Annotated in this window: 15 protein-coding genes; 12 read left to right on the top strand and 3 right to left on the bottom strand. The window is 63.0% G+C overall.

Going from position 1 to position 17,752, the window contains the following annotated elements; translation table 11 throughout:
- The first annotated feature begins 576 nt into the window (after nucleotides 1-576).
- The 3 genes from BVH03_RS19205 (at nucleotide 577) to BVH03_RS19215 (ending at nucleotide 3,664) form a co-directional block, all read left to right on the top strand.
- On the top strand, nucleotides 577-1,545 hold the full coding sequence (locus BVH03_RS19205) for a tripartite tricarboxylate transporter substrate binding protein (protein ID WP_075962676.1): 969 nt from the start codon (nucleotides 577-579) through the stop codon (nucleotides 1,543-1,545).
- Between the two features lie 94 nt (nucleotides 1,546-1,639).
- Nucleotides 1,640-2,137, top strand: a complete 498-nt coding sequence (locus BVH03_RS19210) for a tripartite tricarboxylate transporter TctB family protein (RefSeq protein WP_075962677.1) — start codon at nucleotides 1,640-1,642, stop codon at nucleotides 2,135-2,137.
- 21 nt (nucleotides 2,138-2,158) lie between these two features.
- Nucleotides 2,159-3,664: a tripartite tricarboxylate transporter permease gene (locus BVH03_RS19215; RefSeq protein WP_075962678.1), complete on the top strand. Its 1,506-nt coding sequence runs from the start codon at nucleotides 2,159-2,161 to the stop codon at nucleotides 3,662-3,664.
- A 521-nt stretch (nucleotides 3,665-4,185) separates the two neighbouring features.
- Here BVH03_RS19215 and kdgD read toward each other — a convergent pair.
- Nucleotides 4,186-5,097 (bottom strand): 5-dehydro-4-deoxyglucarate dehydratase, encoded by a 912-nt coding sequence (gene kdgD / locus BVH03_RS19220; RefSeq protein ID WP_075962679.1) that lies wholly within the window; start codon nucleotides 5,095-5,097, stop codon nucleotides 4,186-4,188.
- 371 nt (nucleotides 5,098-5,468) lie between these two features.
- Here kdgD and BVH03_RS19225 point away from each other — a divergent pair, with 371 nt between their 5' ends.
- The 6 genes from BVH03_RS19225 (at nucleotide 5,469) to BVH03_RS19250 (ending at nucleotide 11,191) form a co-directional block, all read left to right on the top strand.
- The gene (locus BVH03_RS19225; RefSeq protein WP_075962680.1) at nucleotides 5,469-6,296 is read left to right on the top strand and encodes an NAD(P)-dependent oxidoreductase; all 828 of its coding nucleotides are present in this window, start codon (nucleotides 5,469-5,471) and stop codon (nucleotides 6,294-6,296) included.
- Between the two features lie 39 nt (nucleotides 6,297-6,335).
- Nucleotides 6,336-7,229 (top strand): SMP-30/gluconolactonase/LRE family protein, encoded by an 894-nt coding sequence (locus tag BVH03_RS19230; protein ID WP_075962681.1) that lies wholly within the window; start codon nucleotides 6,336-6,338, stop codon nucleotides 7,227-7,229.
- 82 nt (nucleotides 7,230-7,311) lie between these two features.
- Entirely contained in the window at nucleotides 7,312-8,286 is a 975-nt protein-coding gene (locus tag BVH03_RS19235; RefSeq protein WP_075962682.1) for a TRAP transporter substrate-binding protein, read from the top strand.
- Nucleotides 8,287-8,348: 62 nt separating this feature from the next.
- Complete coding sequence (locus tag BVH03_RS19240) at nucleotides 8,349-8,876, top strand: TRAP transporter small permease (RefSeq protein ID WP_075962683.1); 528 nt, start codon at nucleotides 8,349-8,351, stop codon at nucleotides 8,874-8,876.
- A complete protein-coding gene (locus tag BVH03_RS19245; protein WP_075962684.1) occupies nucleotides 8,876-10,156 on the top strand; it encodes a TRAP transporter large permease in 1,281 nt (426 codons plus the stop codon). The genes BVH03_RS19240 and BVH03_RS19245 overlap by 1 nt, the downstream gene beginning before the upstream one ends.
- 117 nt (nucleotides 10,157-10,273) lie before the next feature.
- Nucleotides 10,274-11,191: an EamA family transporter gene (locus BVH03_RS19250; protein ID WP_075962685.1), complete on the top strand. Its 918-nt coding sequence runs from the start codon at nucleotides 10,274-10,276 to the stop codon at nucleotides 11,189-11,191.
- Nucleotides 11,192-11,301: 110 nt separating this feature from the next.
- Here the strand turns inward: BVH03_RS19250 and BVH03_RS19255 are convergent, their stop codons facing one another.
- Complete coding sequence (locus tag BVH03_RS19255; protein ID WP_070887592.1) at nucleotides 11,302-12,057, bottom strand: FadR/GntR family transcriptional regulator; 756 nt, start codon at nucleotides 12,055-12,057, stop codon at nucleotides 11,302-11,304.
- 114 nt (nucleotides 12,058-12,171) lie between these two features.
- On the opposite strand from BVH03_RS19255, the gene BVH03_RS19260 reads away from it, so the two are divergent.
- Entirely contained in the window at nucleotides 12,172-13,041 is an 870-nt protein-coding gene (locus tag BVH03_RS19260) for an aldose 1-epimerase (RefSeq protein WP_075962686.1), read from the top strand.
- A gap of 205 nt (nucleotides 13,042-13,246) precedes the next feature.
- Nucleotides 13,247-13,465: a hypothetical protein gene (locus tag BVH03_RS19265; RefSeq protein WP_075962687.1), complete on the top strand. Its 219-nt coding sequence runs from the start codon at nucleotides 13,247-13,249 to the stop codon at nucleotides 13,463-13,465.
- Between the two features lie 45 nt (nucleotides 13,466-13,510).
- Here BVH03_RS19265 and BVH03_RS19270 read toward each other — a convergent pair whose 3' ends face one another.
- Nucleotides 13,511-14,995 carry a helicase HerA-like domain-containing protein gene (locus BVH03_RS19270; RefSeq protein ID WP_075962688.1) on the bottom strand — a complete coding sequence of 495 codons (1,485 nt, stop codon included), beginning with the start codon at nucleotides 14,993-14,995 and terminating at the stop codon, nucleotides 13,511-13,513.
- A gap of 156 nt (nucleotides 14,996-15,151) precedes the next feature.
- Between BVH03_RS19270 and BVH03_RS19275 the strand changes: the two genes are divergently transcribed.
- Nucleotides 15,152-17,047 (top strand): methyl-accepting chemotaxis protein, encoded by a 1,896-nt coding sequence (locus tag BVH03_RS19275; protein WP_075962689.1) that lies wholly within the window; start codon nucleotides 15,152-15,154, stop codon nucleotides 17,045-17,047.
- Nucleotides 17,048-17,752 lie beyond the last annotated feature (705 nt).

The following is a 17,752-nucleotide window of genomic DNA, read 5'->3' on the forward strand; positions in this document are numbered from 1 at the left end:
ATGAGGACATGGAGGCCGTTATCGGCAACTGAAGTCATACGTTATCGTACAACTATAAAAAATCCAAGCATCTCGAGGTATTTTTCTTCGTGACCGATGCCAGCGGCTGGCTCGGGGTACAAAGCCCCGAATTGTCCAAAAATTAGCCAAAACCTCAATAATTCTCCAATTACAGGGCTAATTCCATGCTTTAGATTGAAGAAAATTCGCTTTCCAGCCTGCCGGAGAGATTGCCGCGGATAGGAATCTGCCTCGAATGGCTGGCAGCCAAGTCGTACGATGACATCACTGGAAAGGCGTCGACATTCGAACAATGACAAAGGTGCGCTACATGACGACACCCACTACCCGCCCCATCCGGCCACGGCCCTCTCCCGCAGGCGCGACGCATTTGCGGATGCCCGCCTCGTTCAGCCCAGCGCTCTGCGCCAGGTCGCCGCCAGCATACGGCTGAGCCTGCGCCCTTCTTCGTCGCGATATCCCGCACCGACGCGGCCCTGACCGGCTGCGTCGAAATCGGCAGCTCATTGCGCGCCGAACTCCATCATGCACAACAACAAGAGAAGGAATCACTGCATGCCACAAACCTCCCTACGCACCGCACTCGGCCTGGTCGCCGCGCTTTGCATGAGCGCCGCTGCCACTCACGTCCAAGCTGATGACAGCTACCCGAACAAGGCCATTCAGATGGTACTGCCCATCGCCCCAGGCGGAGACACCGACGTCAACGCCCGGGTCTTCAACCGCTACCTGGAAAAGGAGCTGGGCAAACCGCTGGTAGCGGTGAACGTCGATGGTGGCGGCGGCACCATCGGCATGCGCCGCGTGATGTCGGCCAAGCCCGATGGTTACACCGCGCTGTTCTTCCACGGCGAAGCCATGGTGCCGAAGCTGGCCGGCCTGTCGGACATCGATATCGACGATTTTCAGATGGTCGCCGTGGCCATGGAAGACGACACCACCATTCTGGTGACCGGCAAGGATGCGCCCTATAAAGACATGAAATCCTTCGTCGACTACGCCAAAGCCAACCCCGGCAAAACCCGCTTCGGCATGCTCACCGGCGGCTACCCGCACCTGGTGGGCGTGGCGCTGGAAGAGGAACTGGGCGTGAAGATGAATCTGATCGACGTGGGCGGCAACACCGCGAAGATTGTCGCCCTGCGCGGCGGCCGCGTGGACCTGGTCAACGTCCAGTACAACCTGGTGCGCGACTACCTGAAGGCGGGCAGCTTCGTCAGCCTCGGGCTGCTCGCCGATGAGCGCAACCCATTGATCGCCGACGAGCCGACCACCGCCGAACAAGGCTTCCCGGCCAGCTTCAGCAAGTTCTTCTTCTTCGCCATGCCCAAGCAAACACCGCCCGATGTGGTCGAGAAGTTCTCCGCAGCGGTCAAGCGGGTGGTCGACAACCCCGAGTACCAGGCAGAAGCCAGAAAGATGCTGGTGACCCCGACCTACCTCGGCCCCGAAGAAGGTGCCGCGTTCGCCAAGGCCCAGCAACAAACCCTGCAGCAGTACCAGAGCCTGCTGCGCGGCCAGTAGGCCTGCCTGCTCGGCAACCATGGCGTCGCCAGGCGGCGCCCTCGCCTATTTCCATCCGCCGCGCGGCGTTGCTGAGCGGCGCGGGAGAGTCTGCATGCCTCAATTTACCCTTCGTGATTACCGCGACCTGGTCACTGGCTCGGCAGTGATGCTCGGCGCCGTAGCGATGTTCGTCGCCTCCGCCAACCTCAAGGACTTCGCCGCCATTGGCGTGGGCGCCTCGTTCATGCCGCGCCTGACCGCCCTGCTGCTGTTCATCGTCGGCCTGGTGATCGCCGCGTCCACCTGGCGCACTGGTGGCCGCAACCGCGAGCCGCTCAAGGCCGACGCCGCAGAGCCGGGTGTGTTTGGCGGCCTGCCGGCGGTGCTGCTGAGCATCGTGCTGATGTTCATCTACCTGGCGTTGCTCGACCCGCTGGGCTTTCTGCTGTCGTCGGTGCTCTACGCCTTCGCCCAGATGATCGTGCTGACCAAGGACGGTAACCGCCGCTACGGGCTGTTCGGCCTCTGCGCCGTGCTCACGGCCATCGCCGCCTATTACCTGTTCGTCAATGTGTTCGACATCAGCCTGCCCGCCGGGCTGTTGGGCTAGCGCGCTGAGAGGAGCTTCATCATGTTAATCGAAGGCATTCTGTCGATTCTCAATTTCCAGACCCTGTTTCTGATCATCGGCGGCACGGTGCTGGGCATCATCATCGGCGCCATTCCCGGTCTGACGGTGACCATGGGCGTGGCCCTGTTCCTGCCGGTAACCTTCGCCATGAGCCCGGTAGACGGCCTGTCGCTGCTCATGGGCCTGTATATCGGCGGCACATCGGGCGGGCTGATTCCGTCCATCCTGCTGAACATTCCCGGCACCCCGGCTTCGGTGGCGACGACCTTCGATGGCTATCCCATGGCGGTGCGCGGTGAAGCCGGCAAGGCGCTGTCGGTGGCGATCATCTCGTCGTTCCTGGGCGGTGTGTTCAGCCTGCTGGTGTTGTTTGCGGTGTCGCCGATCCTGGCCGAAGTCGCGCTCAAGTTCGGCCCCTACGAATATTTCGCCGTGGCGCTGTTCTCCCTGACCCTGGTCGCCGGCCTGAGTGGCGGCTCCCTGGCGCGGGGCATGGCGGCGGCAGGTATCGGCCTGACCGTCTCCTTCGTCGGCATGGCGCCGATCACCGCATTTCCACGTTTCACCTTCGACTGGCACGAGCTGGACGCCGGCATCACCCTGCTGCCGGCACTCATCGGCTTGTTCGCGGTGTCGCAGATCCTCGAAGAAGCCGAATCACGCAAACCGCAGAAGAAGCTAAAGGTACTCAGCTACAAGTTGAGCAACCTGGGCTTTTCGGTGAAGGCCACCATCGCCCACTTTCCCAACTGGCTGCGCTCCTCGCTGATCGGCACCGGCATCGGCGTACTGCCGGGCCTGGGCGCCGCGGTGTGCAACATCCTCGCCTACGGCGCGGCGAAGAAGCGCTCCAAGCACCCGGAAAAGTTCGGCACCGGCGTCAGTGACGGCGTGATCGCCAGCGAATCCTCGGGCAACGCCTCCACCGGCGGCGGCATGGTGCCGCTGCTGACCCTGGGCATTCCCGGCGACAACACCTCGGTGATCCTGCTGGCCGGCTTCATGATCCACGGCATCACCCCTGGCCCCATGCTGTTCGAAACCCAGAGCCTGCTGGTGTACGGCATCTTCGCGGCGCTGGTGGTCTCCAACCTGGCGATGATCATCGCCCTGTTCGGCCTGATGCGCGGCTTCGTGCACATCCTGTCGGTGCCCAAGCACATCCTCCTGCCGATCATCATGCTGCTCTGCGTGATCGGTGCCTACGGCATCAACAACCGCCTGTTCGACGTCGGCTGCATGCTGGTGTTCGGCGTCCTCGGCTGGCTGATGAAAAAGGCCTCGCTGCCGATCACCCCACTGCTGCTGGGCTTCATTCTCGGCCCGATCATCGAGACCAACCTGCGCCGTGGCCTGATGAGCAGCCAGGGCGACTTCATGCCCTTCATCACCGAACCGATCTCCGGCACGGTACTGGTCGCCACCGTGATCGTGGTGATCCTGACCGCCTACAAGGAATGGACGAAAATCCGCCGGCCGCACGGGCAGGTGATCACCAGCAGCTAAGCGACAAGGAAACACCAAGCCGCTGCGCCCTCAAGGGTGCAGCGGCTTTTTTGTGGGCGCGAAAATCTGTTGCTCGGCAGGCGGGCAAGCGTTCTGTAATTGCCGGATCGATGGCTGCAATGTGGCGCAAGCGGACGTTCGCCGATCCATTGTGGGAACGGGCCATGCCCGTGATTTTTTTGCGGGCATGGCCCGCTCCCACAGGTAAAACAACGATGTCCGCTTCTGCCTCGTGATTGCCGCTTTATGCGCATGCAAGACTTTGCACAGGCGCTAGAAACCTGTTCATAATCTTTCGGCTCAGGTTCGCCGATTTTGGCCGCCAAGTGGCGGTAGCGATCGTTCACCGATCCACTGTAGGAGCGCGCCATGCGCGCGAAAAATCGCGGGCATGGACTGGGCGTCCCCGCCCGCTCCCACAGGTACTGCATCAATGGCTGCTGCCTTGCAACAGCCACCCCAAAACGCAAAAGCCCAGGCACGAGGCCTGGGCTTTCCGTATTGCCGCTCGAAGGTGAAGCTTACTGAGCGCCCTGCTTCTTGATCAGCGCGGCCAGCTTCTCGTACTCGTCCGGCAGCAGGTCGGTCAGCGGGGCGCGGACCGGGCCGGCGTCGTAGCCGGAGATTTTGGCGCCCGCCTTGACGATGCTCACCGCGTAGCCCGCCTTGCGGTTACGGATGTCCAGGTACGGCAGGAAGAAGTCGTCGATGATCTTGGCGACGGTGGCGTGATCATCCTTGGCAATGGCGTGGTAGAAGTCCATCGCGGTTTTCGGGATGAAGTTGAACACCGCCGAGGAATAGACAGGCACGCCCAGAGCCTTGTAGGCCGCAGCGTAGACTTCGGCGGTCGGCAGGCCGCCCAGGTAGCTGAAGCGATCACCCAGACGACGACGGATGGAAACCATCAGCTCGATGTCGCCCAGGCCGTCCTTGTAGCCGATCAGGTTCGGGCAACGCTCGGCCAGTTGCTCGAGCAGATCGGCGTTCAGGCGGCAGACGTTACGGTTGTAGACCACCACACCGATCTTCACCGATTTGCACACCTGCTCGACGTGAGCGGCAACGCCTTCCTGGGACGCTTCGGTCAGGTAGTGCGGCAGCAGCAGCAGACCCTTGGCGCCCAGGCGCTCGGCTTCCTGTGCGTACTGGATGGCTTGGCGGGTGGAGCCACCGACACCGGCGAGAATCGGCACGCTGCCCGCGCAGGTGTCGACGGCGGTCTTGATCACCGACGAATACTCGTCAGCGGCCAGGGAGAAGAACTCACCGGTGCCGCCGGCGGCGAACAGTGCGGTGGCGCCGTACGGGGCCAGCCACTCGAGGCGGCGCACGTAGCCTTCAGGATTGAATTCGCCTTGGGCATCGAAATCGGTCAGCGGGAAAGACAGCAGACCGGAGGAGAGGACGGATTTTAATTCTTGTGGGGTCATTCTTCGAACACCTGTAGCGCATGTGGAAAGAGGCAGCCGCTGGCTGTAGAGATACGTTATCGTACGACAATAACTAAAACCATCCCCTCTGCGACCTTTTATGCGCCAAGGGTCTGCAAAAGTCGTTGCTGAAGACGCAGCTAGCGGGCAAGAAATTACCGTGACCGAACAGTCATTTCCTTGCTATCGGCATGGCGAGAAACCATGCGCAAACGCACCGCTACTGCGGTTTCTGGCATACCAGATGGATTACCGAGGTTTTTTCTGGTGTCGCGTTGACAGCACAATCCGAGGCTGTTGATAATCCTCTCACGTCATACGACAACCGATAACAAGCTCTCCATAAAAACAAACCAGAGACCGCTTCCGCCATGACTACCTCTTCCAATGCGCAACCGCCCTTCCATCGCCTGCTGCTCACTGGCGCGGCAGGCGGATTGGGCAAGGTGCTGCGCGAGCGCCTGCAGCCACTGACCGAGATCCTGCGTCTTTCCGACATCGCCGAAATGGCGCCGGCCGAAGGCCCGCACATCGAGGTGCAGATCTGCGATCTGGCCGACAAACAAGCCGTTCACCAGTTGGTCGAAGGCGTCGACGCCATCCTGCACTTCGGTGGCGTATCGGTGGAGCGTCCGTTCGAGGAAATCCTCGGTCCGAACATCAGCGGCGTGTTCCACATCTACGAAGCGGCGCGTCGCCATGGCGTCAAACGCGTGATCTTCGCCAGCTCCAACCATGTCATCGGCTTCCACAAGCAGACCGACACCATCGATGCCGACGCCCGGCGGCGCCCGGATGGTTACTATGGCCTGTCGAAGTCCTACGGCGAGGACATGGCCAGCTTCTACTTCGATCGCTACGGCATCGAGACCGTCAGCATCCGCATCGGCTCCTCGTTCACCGAGCCGCTGAACCGCCGCATGATGAGCACCTGGCTCAGCTACGACGACCTAGTGCAGTTGATCGAACGCAGCCTCGCCACGCCTGACGTCGGGCACACCGTGGTTTACGGCGCCTCGGCGAACAAGACCTTGTGGTGGGACAACAGCAAGGCCGCCCACCTTGGTTTCGAGCCCAAAGACACCTCCGAAGTTTTCCGTGACAAGGTCGAGGCCCAGCCTCCAGTGCCGGCGGATGACCCTAATGCGCTCTATCACGGCGGTGCCTTCACGGCAGCCGGTCCGTTCGGCGACGACTGAGACCGCGCGCCCCTCGATAACAATAACAAGAGGTCGGACATGCCCAAGCAAGCCGAACTGATTCTCGACGCTCGCAACGCCGTGGGCGAAAGCCCGGTGTGGAGCGAGCGCGACAAGGCCCTGTACTGGGCCGACATCCCCAATAAGCGCCTGTACCGCTGGAACCTCAAGGACGCCAGCACGCAAAGCTGGGAAGCCGACGAAATGCTCGCCTGCATCGCCCAGCGTGCCGATGGCAGCTGGGTCGCTGGCATGCAGAGCGGTATCTTCCAGTTGACTGCCGGCAACGACGGTCGCCTGAGCGGCGAGCGTCTGGTCGAGGTCAGCCATGCTCGCGAGCAGATGCGCTTCAATGACGGCCGCTGCGACCGCCAGGGGCGCTTCTGGGCCGGCAGCATGCTGATGGACATGGCCGCGGGCGCCAACGTCGGCGTGCTGTACCGTTACGACGGCGCCGGCCAGGCCAGCCTGCCGGTGCTGCTCGACGACCTGATCGTGCCCAACGGCCTGGGTTTCAGCCCGGACGGCCGCGTCATGTACCTCTCCGACTCGCACCCTTCGGTACAGGCCATCTGGGCGTTCGACTACGACATCGACAGCGGCACCCCGCACAACCGCCGCTTGTTCGTCGACATGAACGATTACCCCGGCCGCCCCGATGGCGCCGCGGTGGACGCTGATGGCTGCTATTGGATCTGCGGCAACGATGCCGGCCTGATTCACCGTTTCACCCCGGCCGGGCGCCTCGACCGCTCGCTGGAAGTACCGGTGAAGAAGCCGACCATGTGCGCCTTTGGCGGCCCCAACCTCGACACCCTGTTCGTTACCTCGATTCGCCCGGGCGGCAACCTGGACGATCAACCACTGGCCGGGGGCGTTTTTGCCCTGCAACCGGGCGTCAGTGGCCTGGCAGAAACCCCGTTCGGGTACTGATAACAACCCTGGCCCCGGCGATTCGCGGGGCGCCAGCCGCTACACAACGCTGCAAACCAACAACAACAAAACGGAGCTTCACATGAACTTCAAGCGCAAGTTGCTCATCGCCGCACTCCCGCTGGCATTCGGTCTCTCCAGCCTCGCTCAGGCGGACATCACCCTGAAGATCGCGGAAATCCACCCGGCCGGTTACCCGACCGTGGTGGCCATGGAAAACCTCGGCAAGAAACTCGATACCGCTACCAATGGCGAGATCAAGTCGCGCATGTTCGCCGGTGGCGTACTGGGCTCCGAGAAGGAAGTGATCGAACAGACCCAGATCGGCGCCGTACAGCTGACCCGCGTCAGCCTCGGCTCGGTCGGCTCGGTGGTGCCGGCCACCAACGTCTTCAACATGCCGTTCGTGTTCCGCGACGTGGACCACATGCGCAAGGTGGTGGACGGTGAAATCGGCCAGGAAATCCTCGACGCCATCACCAACTCCAACTTCAACATGGTCGGTCTGGCGTGGATGGAAGCCGGCAGCCGCAGCCTCTACACCAAGAAGCCGGTGCGCAAGATCGAAGACCTCAAAGGCATGAAGATCCGCGTGATCGGCAACCCGCTGTTCATCGACACCCTCAACGCCATGGGCGGCAACGGCATCGCCATGGACACCGGTGAAATCTTCAGCGCCCTGCAGAGCGGCGTGATCGACGGCGCCGAGAACAACTCGCCGACCCTGCTCGAGCACAACCACTTCCGCGAAGCCAAGTACTACACCCAGACGCACCACCTGATCCTGCCCGAGCCGCTGCTGATGTCCAAGACCACCTGGGAGAAGCTGACCCCGGAACAGCAGACCCTGGTCAAGAAACTGGCCAAGGAAGCGCAGCTGGAAGAGCGTGATCTGTGGGTCGCCAAGGAAAACGCGTCCAACGAGAAGCTCAAGGCCGAAGGCGTCGAGTTCATCGAAATCGACACCAAGCCTTTCTACGACGCGACCGCTCCGGTACGTGAGAAGTACGGCGCGCAGTACGCCGACCTGATCAAGCGCATCGAAGCCGTCAAGTAACCCCCTCGCGCAAGCGTAAGGAGCCGGCGCTCTGCCGGCTCCACACCTTCCGGTGAAGTCTCATGAAAAATCTGGTTCTGGGCGTCAATGACGCCATTTATCGTGCCTGCATCATCGTCACAGGTCTCGCGATCGTGATCATGGCCACGATCATCCCCTGGGGCGTCTTCAGCCGGTACGTGCTGGGGCAAGGATTGGGCTGGCCCGAGCCCATCTCCGTCATGTTGATGGTGGTGTTCACCTTTATCGGTGCCGCTGCCAGCTACCGTGCCGGGGCTCACATGGCCGTGACTTCGCTGACCGACCGCATGCCGCAGGGCGCGCAGCCCGTCATCACCCTGTTCGTACGCCTGATGATGGGCGCCGTCGCTCTGTTCATGCTGATCTGGGGCTACAAACTGTGCATGGCGACCTGGAACCAGTTCCTGAGCACCCTGCCTTCGGTTCGCGTCGGCATCAGCTACATGCCGATTCCGGTCGGTGGTTTCATCACCCTGCTGTTCGTGATCGAACAGATCCTCTACGGCGACCAGTACAAACGCCGCGCCGTCAACTTCGAAGCCGCTGAAGAAGCCAAGGAGGCCGTGTAATGGATGCCCTCATTCTGGTGGGCAGCTTCATTGCCCTGATCATGCTGCGCGTCCCCGTGGCCTATTCGCTTGGCATCGCGGCGCTGATCGGCGCCTGGTGGATCGAGATCCCCCTGCATGCCGTGATGATCCAGGTCGCCGGTGGCGTCAACAAGTTCTCCCTGCTGGCCATTCCGTTCTTCGTGCTGGCTGGCGCGATCATGGCCGAAGGCGGCATGGCGCGCCGCCTGGTGGCGTTCGCCGGCGTGCTGGTGGGCTTCGTGCGCGGCGGCCTGTCGCTGGTGAACATCACCGCCTCCACCTTCTTCGGCGCGATCTCCGGTTCGTCCCTGGCCGACACCGCCTCGGTGGGTTCGGTGCTGATCCCGGAGATGGAAAAGAAGGGCTACCCCCGTGAATTCGCCACCGCCGTGACCGTTTCCGGTTCGGTGCAGGCGCTGCTCACTCCGCCCAGCCACAACTCGGTGATCTACTCCCTGGCTGCCGGCGGCACGGTGTCCATCGCCGCGCTGTTCATGGCCGGTATCGGCCCGGGGCTGCTGATGAGCGCCACCATGGCCACGCTGTGCCTGTGGTTCGCCAAGAAGCGCAACTACCCGAAAGGCGACGTTATCCCGCTGCGCCAGGCCATCAAGATCTGCGTCGAAGCCCTGTGGGGCCTGATGACCATGGTCATCATCCTCGGCGGCATTCTCTCCGGCGTGTTCACCGCCACCGAGTCGGCTGCCGTGGCGGTGATCTGGGCCTTCTTCGTGACCATGTTCATCTACCGCGACTACAAGTGGCGTGAACTGCCGAAGATGATGCACCGCACCGTGCGCACGCTGTCGATCGTGATGATCCTCATCGCCTTCGCCGCCGCGTTCGGCTACATCATGACCCTGATGCAGATTCCGTCGAAGATCACCACCGCGTTCCTGACCCTGTCGGATAACCGCTACGTGATTCTGATGTGCGTGAACATCATGCTGCTGGCCCTGGGCACCATCATGGACATGGCGCCGCTGATCCTGATCCTCACCCCGATCCTGCTGCCGGTAGTGACCTCCTTCGGAGTCGACCCGGTGCACTTCGGCATGATCATGCTGGTCAACCTGGGCATCGGCCTGATCACCCCGCCGGTGGGCGCGGTGCTGTTCGTCGGCGCCGCCATCGGCAAGGTGACCATCGAAGCCACCGTCAAGGCGCTGCTGCCGTTCTACCTGGCCCTGTTCATGGTACTGATGGCCGTGACCTACATCCCGGCAATCTCGCTGTGGCTGCCTAGCGTCGTACTCTGATACCGCTCCACCCGCGGCGGGTCGCGTTCATGACGCGACCCGCCGTTTTTTTAGCGCAACCAGAACGGTGCTCAACCGTCAGGCGCTCGAGGCTCAACTCGATATGGAAATTACCTTATGACGTCCCCTGCCCCCGCCCTGTTTCCCCGCCACATCGCCGTCATGCTCCTGGCGTTGCTGGCCTGCTCCTTTGCCGGCAACCACATTGCCGCGCGTATCGCCTTCGACAACGAGACCGGCCTGCTGCTGGCCATCCTCTGCCGCTCCGGCGTGACCATGCTGGTGCTGCTCGGCATCGTGCTGTGGCAACGCCAGGCCCTGCAGATGCCGCCTGGTGCCTGGCGCTGGCAACTGTTGCTGGGTTTGCTGATCGCCACCCAGAGCATCTGCCTGTACTCGGCCGTGGCGCGCATTCCCGTGGCGCTGGCGCTGCTGATCGGTAACACCTTCCCGATCCTCCTCGCCTTGCTCACCTGGGCACTGGGCGGCTCGGCACCGACGCGCCGCACGGTAATGCTGATGGGCCTGATTCTGCTGGGCCTGGTCTTCGCCCTGGACTTGCCAGCGCGCCTGGGCGCCAGCGAGCAGGTCGGCCCCGAGTGGATCGTCGGCGTGAGCGCGTCGTTCCTCGCTGCCTGCGTGTTCGCCTGCGCACTGTGGATCACCGACCACAAGCTCTCCAGCCTGCGCGGCTCGGTGCGCAGCATGCTGACCCTGATGATCGTGTTCAGCAGCATGGCCCTGGCCGGCAGCGCCGATCTGATTCCCGGCGGCATGAACCTGCCGGCCAACGCCACCGGCTGGACCGCCCTGGGGGCGCTGGTGCTGCTTTACGGCATCGCCTTCTGCATGCTGTTCGTCAGCGTGCCGCGCCTGAACATGGCCAAGAATGCCCCGGTGATGAACATGGAGCCCATTGCCACGCTGCTGTTCGGCTGGCTGTTGCTGGATCAGGTATTGAGCGGCATGCAGATGATCGGCGGCGCGATCGTGCTGGCGGGAATCGTGTTGCTGACCTATCGCAAGGACGCCTGAGCACCGATAGGCGTTCAGCCATGCGTCGGCCTCGCGGCAACGAAAAAGGGCTTGGGTGCCGATCTACGCAGGTAGATTCGGCACCCAAGCCCTCTGCGGCCCTACAGCTTTCAGGCCTGCTTGGCCGCTACCTCGGCGGACTCGTGGGCCTGACGCAGGCGCTCCCGGCTGTTGGTCAGGTGCAGGCGCATGGCGGCACGCGCGGCATCGGAATCCTGGCGGGCGATGGCCTCGAAGATCTGCTCGTGCTCGCGCTCCAGGCGCGCCATGTAATGGGCGTGGTCGTCATGGGCGATGCGTGCCGAGTTGAGCCGGGTACGCGGAATGATGCTAGTGCCCAGATGGCTCATGATATCGGTGAAGTAGCGGTTGCCCGTGGCATGGGCGATCTGCAGGTGAAACTGGAAATCCGACGACACCGCATCGCTTTCGTGGGCAGCGCCCTCGTTGAGCGCATCCAGCGCCTGGCGCATGGAAGCCAGTTGCTCGGGCGTGCGACGCTGGGCGGCCAGGCCGGCGGATTCCACTTCCAGGCTGATCCGCAGCTCGAGCACGGCCAGCACTTCACGTAGGGTGACGATGGTCGCCGGGTCGATGCGAAAACCGCCGGGATTGGGCGTATCCAGCACGAAGGTACCGATGCCATGGCGGGTTTCCACCAGGCCGGACGCCTGCAGACGCGACAGCGCCTCACGCACCACGGTGCGGCTGACACCCTGCTCTTCCATGATCGCCGACTCGGTCGGCAATTTGTCACCACGCTTGATCACCCCGTCGCGAATGCGCTGGGACAACTCCGCGACCAATTCCTGTGCCAGGCTGCGATGCTTGCGCCGCGCACGTGGCTGCGTGTTCTGAGTTTCCATAAAGATCGTTATCGTCTGGATGGCCAAGGCGCATCATATCTCAGAGAGTTGTATGATGACACGTTCTTCGTTTATCTCCGCCTAACGGCTCGATAACTGCACAGGTACTGCTCTATGTCGTACGACACTCTACACCTGCACGACGGTATTACCCAGCTCACACTGTTACCGGGAGTTGGCGGGGCTATCGCCAACTGGACGGTGGTCGCCACCGGCCAGCCACTGTTGCGCCCTGCCGACGAGCAGGCGCTCGAGGCCGGTACACCGCGCCAGCTTGGCTGCTACCCCCTGGCACCGTGGTCGAACCGCATCACCGAGGGCGGTTTCGATAACCCAGAGGGCTGGCTGGCCCTGGCTGCCAACACCGACAATTCGCCGCTGCCGATTCACGGCAGCGCCTGGCAGCAACCCTGGCAGGTGATTGAGCACGACGAGCGCTCGGCGCTGCTGCGCCTCGAAAGCCAGACGCCGTTCGCCTACACTGCCGAGCAACGCTTCGAGCTGGACGGTGGTCGCCTGACGATTCACCTGCAGGTCACCCATCGCGGCAAATCCCCCATCTGGCATGGCCTGGGCCTGCATCCGTATTTTCCGCGCACGCCCCATACGCGCCTGCAGGCCGGCGCCGGGCAGGTCTGGCAGTGCGACGCCAACAGCCTGCCCACGGGCTTGGGCGCGCTGCCCGAACACTGGGATTTCGCCGAGGAGCGGCAATTGCCGGCAGTCCATACCGATAATGCCTTCATCGACTGGAATGGCCGGGCGCGAATCGTCGAGCCAGACGCAGGGTATAGCCTGGAGATCGGCAGCGACCAGGCCATCTACCTGCTGTTCTGCCCCGAAGGCAAACCCTTCTTCTGCTTCGAACCGGTCAGCCATCCGGTCAACGCCCACCACCTGCCCGGCAAACCCGGCCTGGTGCTGCTGAGCGAAAACCAGCGCCATGGCCTGACCTTCACCCTGCATTACCGGCCCCTGAACTGAGCCGACTGGATCACGCTGCGGGCCTGCCGGGCTGGACTTTCCGCGCGGGTTGATGATAATCACCCGCTTGCCCCATGTTCGGCCGCACCTGCGAATGACCGGAACTATCGAAGGGGTATAGGCTTCATAAAGATGTGGCGACCGTATCAGTAAGACAGCCCGGTCTTACGTGTCGCCCTCTCCATCAGAAACCATAGGTACTATCGTGACGAAAGACGAACTGCGCGCCGAACTCGAGCGCCAGGCGCAGCGTTACAAGGATGTATACGGCGGTGAAGTGATCACCTATGCCGCTCAGCCGGATCCGGAGCGCAAGCCGTGGCGTAAGAAGGCCAGCCTGCTCGACCAGGCCTTCGACAAAGAAATCGAAAAGATCGAAAAAGGTCTCTCCAGCAAGGCCGAGGCCAGAGCCGAAAGCGCCTGATGGCGTAACGGCTTCCGGGCTGCGCCAGGCAGCCCACGACCAGGCTCAACGCCGCCTGGAACCTGACTTGCCGCCCAATAGCGATCCCAGTACGCCCCGCACCAGTTGCCGACCAAGCTGATTGGCGACCTGGCGCATGGCGCTCTTTACCGCCTGACTGGCCAGGCCACCGAGAAACTCGCCTGCCACACTGGCTGTCGACGGCGCCTGCTTGCCGGCCTGCACCTGCTCGCTCGCCTGGGTCGCGCGGGCGGTGAGAATCTCGTAGGCCGACTCGCGATCGAAGGGTTTGTCGTACCGCCCGGCCAGCGGTGACTGGCGGATCAACGCGCTGCGCTCGTTTTCAGCCAGCGGCCCAATGCGTGACTGCGGCGGCGCGATAGCGACGCGCTGGACCATGGCCGGCGTCCCCTTGTCCTCCAACGTGCCGACCAGTGCCTCGCCGATACCCAGCTCGGTGAGCACGCTCAGGCAATCGAACGCTGGGTTGGGCCGAAAGCCGTCGGCCACGGCGCGCAGCGCCTTCTGCTCACGGGTGGTGAATGCCCGCAGGCCATGCTGGATGCGCAAGCCGAGCTGAGCCAGCACATCGTCGGGCAGATCGCCCGGCGACTGGGTGACGAAGTACACGCCCACGCCCTTGGAACGAATCAGTCGTACCACTTGCTCCAGGCGCGCCTGCAGCGCCTTGGGGGTGTCGGCGAACAGCAGATGGGCTTCATCGAAGAACAGCGCCAGCACCGGCTTGTCGGCATCACCACGTTCGGGCAACTGCTCGAACAACTCGGCCAGCAGCCAGAGCAGGAAGGTCGCGTAGACTTTCGGCGCCTCATGAACCAGGCGGCTGGCGTCGAGCAGGTGAATGCGCCCACGGCCATCGCGATCCGGCTGCAGAATGTCTTCGAGCTGCAACGCCGGCTCGCCGAACAGCGCCTCGCCGCCCTGCTGCTCGAGGCTGGCCAGGCGGCGCAGCAACGCCTGCGCCGAGCCGCTGGTGAACAGCGCGCTGTCGGCGCCCAGTACCTCGGGCTGCTCCTTGAGATGATTCAGCAGCGCCTTGAGATCCTTCAGGTCGAGCAGCAGCAGGCCTTCACGGTCGGCGACCTTGAACGCCGCGTAGAGTGCCGCCTGCTGGCTGTCGGTGAGTTCCAGCAGCGCGCCAAGCAGCAGCGGCCCCATTTCACTCAACGTGGTGCGCAGCGGATGGCCGCTCTGCCCGTGTACATCCCAGAGGCTGACCGGGTAGGCCATCGGGCTGTGCGCCAGCCACGGCATGCTGGCAATGCGTTCGGCCACCCTGCCCTGGGGCGCACCGGCGGCGCCCAGGCCGCACAAGTCGCCCTTTACGTCTGCCGCGAACACGGCAACTCCGGCATCGCTGAAATTCTCGATCAGGCGCTGCAGGGTGACCGTTTTGCCGGTACCCGAGGCGCCGGCGATCAAGCCGTGCCGGTTGGCCAGGCGCAGTGACTGGCCGACGGCTTCGCCATCACCGCCAGCGCCTAGAACGAATTGCTGATTCAACGCCATACCACCATCCTCTGGATTAAAGCCTTACGGTCCTGCGGCCGACATAACCGCCGGGCTAAAACCGATTCAGCCTGCGCTCGATCGCCCGCCCTGCCCACTCGCCACCTGGCGACGCCCCACAAGACTGGTTCCAGTGATTACCGGACGCAAGATGCCATGACGAGAAACCTGCAGTTCAGCCACAAGATCCTGCTGGCCGCCACCCTGGTGGTCACGGTCGCCTTCGCCCTGTTCAGCCTCTACAACGACAGCCGCCAGCGTAGCAGCATTCAGGCATCGCTCCAGAGCAACCTGAGCCAGGCCAGCAACGCCGCCGCCGGCAATATCGAAAGCTGGTTGTCCGGGCGCATTCTGCTGGTCGAGAGCCTCGCCCAGAACCTGGAGCTGGCGGTTGCCGGCAGCAACCTGCAAGAAGTCATCTCGCGCCCGGTGTACAAGGGCGCCTTCCTGTCCACCTACATCGGTGTACAGAGCGATGGCCGCTTCCTGTCCAGCCCGCCGACCCAGATGGCCGCTGGCTACGATCCGCGCACCCGGCCCTGGTACAAGGACACCGCCCAGGCTAACCGCACCATCCTTACCGCGCCCTACGTCGACCAGATCACCAACTCCCTGGTGATTTCGCCAATCGCTCCGGTGCGTGGCCCGGATGGCAAGCCATTCGGCATGACCGGCGGCGACGTCAGCCTGGACACCCTGGTGAAGATCATCAACGCCATCGAACTGGGCGACCTGGGCTACGCGTTCCTGGTCAGCAAGGACGGCACCGTACTGGTTCATCCCCAGGACGAGCTGGTGATGAAGAACCTGCGCGACCTTTACCCAAATACCACCATCGGCCTGGACAGCAAGCTCACCGAAGTCACCCAGGATGGCCAGGAGCGCCTGCTGACCTTCTCGCCGGTAAAAGGTCTGCCGGACGTGCAGTGGTACGTGGGCCTGTCCATCGACAAGAACCTGGCCTACGCGGCGCTGGATGAATTCCGCCTGTCGGCCGCCATCGCCACGCTGATCGCCGTGGCCCTGATCATCGCCCTGCTTGGTGTGCTGATCCGCGTGCTGATGCAGCCATTGACCACCATGGGCAAGGCCATGGAAGACATCGCCCGCGGTGAAGGTGACCTGACCAAACGCCTGGCCATCCAGTCCCAGGACGAATTCGGCGCACTGGCCAGCTCGTTCAACCGATTCGTCGAGCGCATCCACGCCTCGATCCGCGAAGTATCCTCGGCCACCGCCCAGGTCAACGAAGTCGCCAAGCTGGTGGTCAACGCTTCCAACTCCTCGATCGTCAACTCCGACGAGCAGGCCAGCCGCACCAATAGCGTGGCCGCGGCGATCAACGAACTGGGCGCCGCCGCCCAGGAAATCGCCCGCAACGCAGCGGATGCGTCCAGCCAGGCCTCCGACGCCCGCCATCAGGCCGAGGACGGCGGCAAGGTGGTACAGCAGGCCATCAATGCCATGACCGACCTGTCGGCCAAGGTCGTCGATGCCCGCGGCAAGATCGAGATGCTCGCCGGCAAGACCACGGACATCGGGCAGATTCTCGAGGTGATCAAGAGCATTTCCCAGCAAACCAACCTGCTGGCCCTCAACGCCGCCATCGAAGCCGCCCGCGCTGGCGAGGCGGGCCGCGGTTTCGCGGTGGTCGCCGACGAAGTGCGCAACCTGGCCCACCGTACCCAGGAGTCGGCCCAGGAAATCGAGAAGATGATCGAGGAGCTACAGGTCGGCTCCCGCGAGTCGGTCACCACCATGACCGAAAGCCAGCACTACAGCGAGCAGAGCGTGGAAGTCGCCAACCAGGCCGGCGAACGGCTGGGCAGCGTGACCCTGCGCATCGGCGAGATCGACGGCATGAACCAGTCGGTGGCCACGGCCACAGAGGAACAGACTTCGGTAATCGAGGCACTGAACATGGACATCACCGAGATCAACACCCTCAATCAGGAAGGCGTGGAAAACCTGCAGGCCACCCTGCGCGCCTGCGCCGACCTGGAGCAGCAGGCCGCGCGCCTCAAGCATCTGGTCGACAGCTTCCGGATCTGAGAGCCTGTTCATAATCTTTAAGCCCAGGTTCGTCGACTTTGGCGGCTAAGTGGTAGCGGCCGTTCGTTCTGGTGGGATGGACTGGTGATTATCTGTGGGAGCGGGCCATGCCCGCGAAAAATCACGGGCATGGACTGGGCGTGCCCGCCCGCTCCCACAATGAGTCCGCCAGCATTACCGTGTTGTTCGCGCGCTCAGTTCCGCTCTGACGAGCGGGTTACTTTTGGCATTGCCCGGATAGCCGGCCCCGCCAAAAGAAACCAAAAGGTCTAGCCCCGACATCCGGCCCCAGCTGCGCTGGGGTTCCCTCATTACATCGTCGTTCCGGGGGCCGGCCTGGAGGGCCATCCATGGCCCATCAGGCGGGGGCGCCTAGCCCTCTCGCCGCATCCATGCGGCTCGTCCCGCTATACAACGATTCCATTCGGCCTCCTGAAAGGGCGATTGATGTCGTCTGCCACTGCCGTGCAGTAGAAACATCAAAAAGCAAAAGCGACGAGGGGCCGCTTCTGCCTCGTAGTTGCCTCTTCATGCGCATACAAGGCTTTGAATAGGCTCTGAGACCGGGGCAAAAAAAGGGCGCCGCTCAGAGCGTGTGAAAACTCGCTGATGCAGGTAGTGATCCCATCAGACGCCCCGACATTGTTCGGGGCGTTTGCTTTTGTACGATTCGAAAGGTCGCGACCAACCTTTCAAGTGAGCAGC

The sequence above is a fragment of the Pseudomonas sp. PA15(2017) genome (genome assembly GCF_001945395.1).
Classification (GTDB): Bacteria; Pseudomonadota; Gammaproteobacteria; order Pseudomonadales; family Pseudomonadaceae; genus Aquipseudomonas.

Bases quoted from the DNA above. Each gene is read 5' to 3' on its own strand.
- BVH03_RS19205 (WP_075962676.1), top strand. From the start codon at position 577: ATGCCACAAACCTCCCTACGCACCGCACTCGGCCTGGTCGCCGCGCTT.
- BVH03_RS19210 (WP_075962677.1), top strand. From the start codon at position 1,640: ATGCCTCAATTTACCCTTCGTGATTACCGCGACCTGGTCACTGGCTCG.
- BVH03_RS19215 (WP_075962678.1), top strand. From the start codon at position 2,159: ATGTTAATCGAAGGCATTCTGTCGATTCTCAATTTCCAGACCCTGTTT.
- kdgD (WP_075962679.1), bottom strand. From the start codon at position 5,097: ATGACCCCACAAGAATTAAAATCCGTCCTCTCCTCCGGTCTGCTGTCT.
- BVH03_RS19225 (WP_075962680.1), top strand. From the start codon at position 5,469: ATGACTACCTCTTCCAATGCGCAACCGCCCTTCCATCGCCTGCTGCTC.
- BVH03_RS19230 (WP_075962681.1), top strand. From the start codon at position 6,336: ATGCCCAAGCAAGCCGAACTGATTCTCGACGCTCGCAACGCCGTGGGC.
- BVH03_RS19235 (WP_075962682.1), top strand. From the start codon at position 7,312: ATGAACTTCAAGCGCAAGTTGCTCATCGCCGCACTCCCGCTGGCATTC.
- BVH03_RS19240 (WP_075962683.1), top strand. From the start codon at position 8,349: ATGAAAAATCTGGTTCTGGGCGTCAATGACGCCATTTATCGTGCCTGC.
- BVH03_RS19245 (WP_075962684.1), top strand. From the start codon at position 8,876: ATGGATGCCCTCATTCTGGTGGGCAGCTTCATTGCCCTGATCATGCTG.
- BVH03_RS19250 (WP_075962685.1), top strand. From the start codon at position 10,274: ATGACGTCCCCTGCCCCCGCCCTGTTTCCCCGCCACATCGCCGTCATG.
- BVH03_RS19255 (WP_070887592.1), bottom strand. From the start codon at position 12,057: ATGGAAACTCAGAACACGCAGCCACGTGCGCGGCGCAAGCATCGCAGC.
- BVH03_RS19260 (WP_075962686.1), top strand. From the start codon at position 12,172: ATGTCGTACGACACTCTACACCTGCACGACGGTATTACCCAGCTCACA.
- BVH03_RS19270 (WP_075962688.1), bottom strand. From the start codon at position 14,995: ATGGCGTTGAATCAGCAATTCGTTCTAGGCGCTGGCGGTGATGGCGAA.
- BVH03_RS19275 (WP_075962689.1), top strand. From the start codon at position 15,152: ATGACGAGAAACCTGCAGTTCAGCCACAAGATCCTGCTGGCCGCCACC.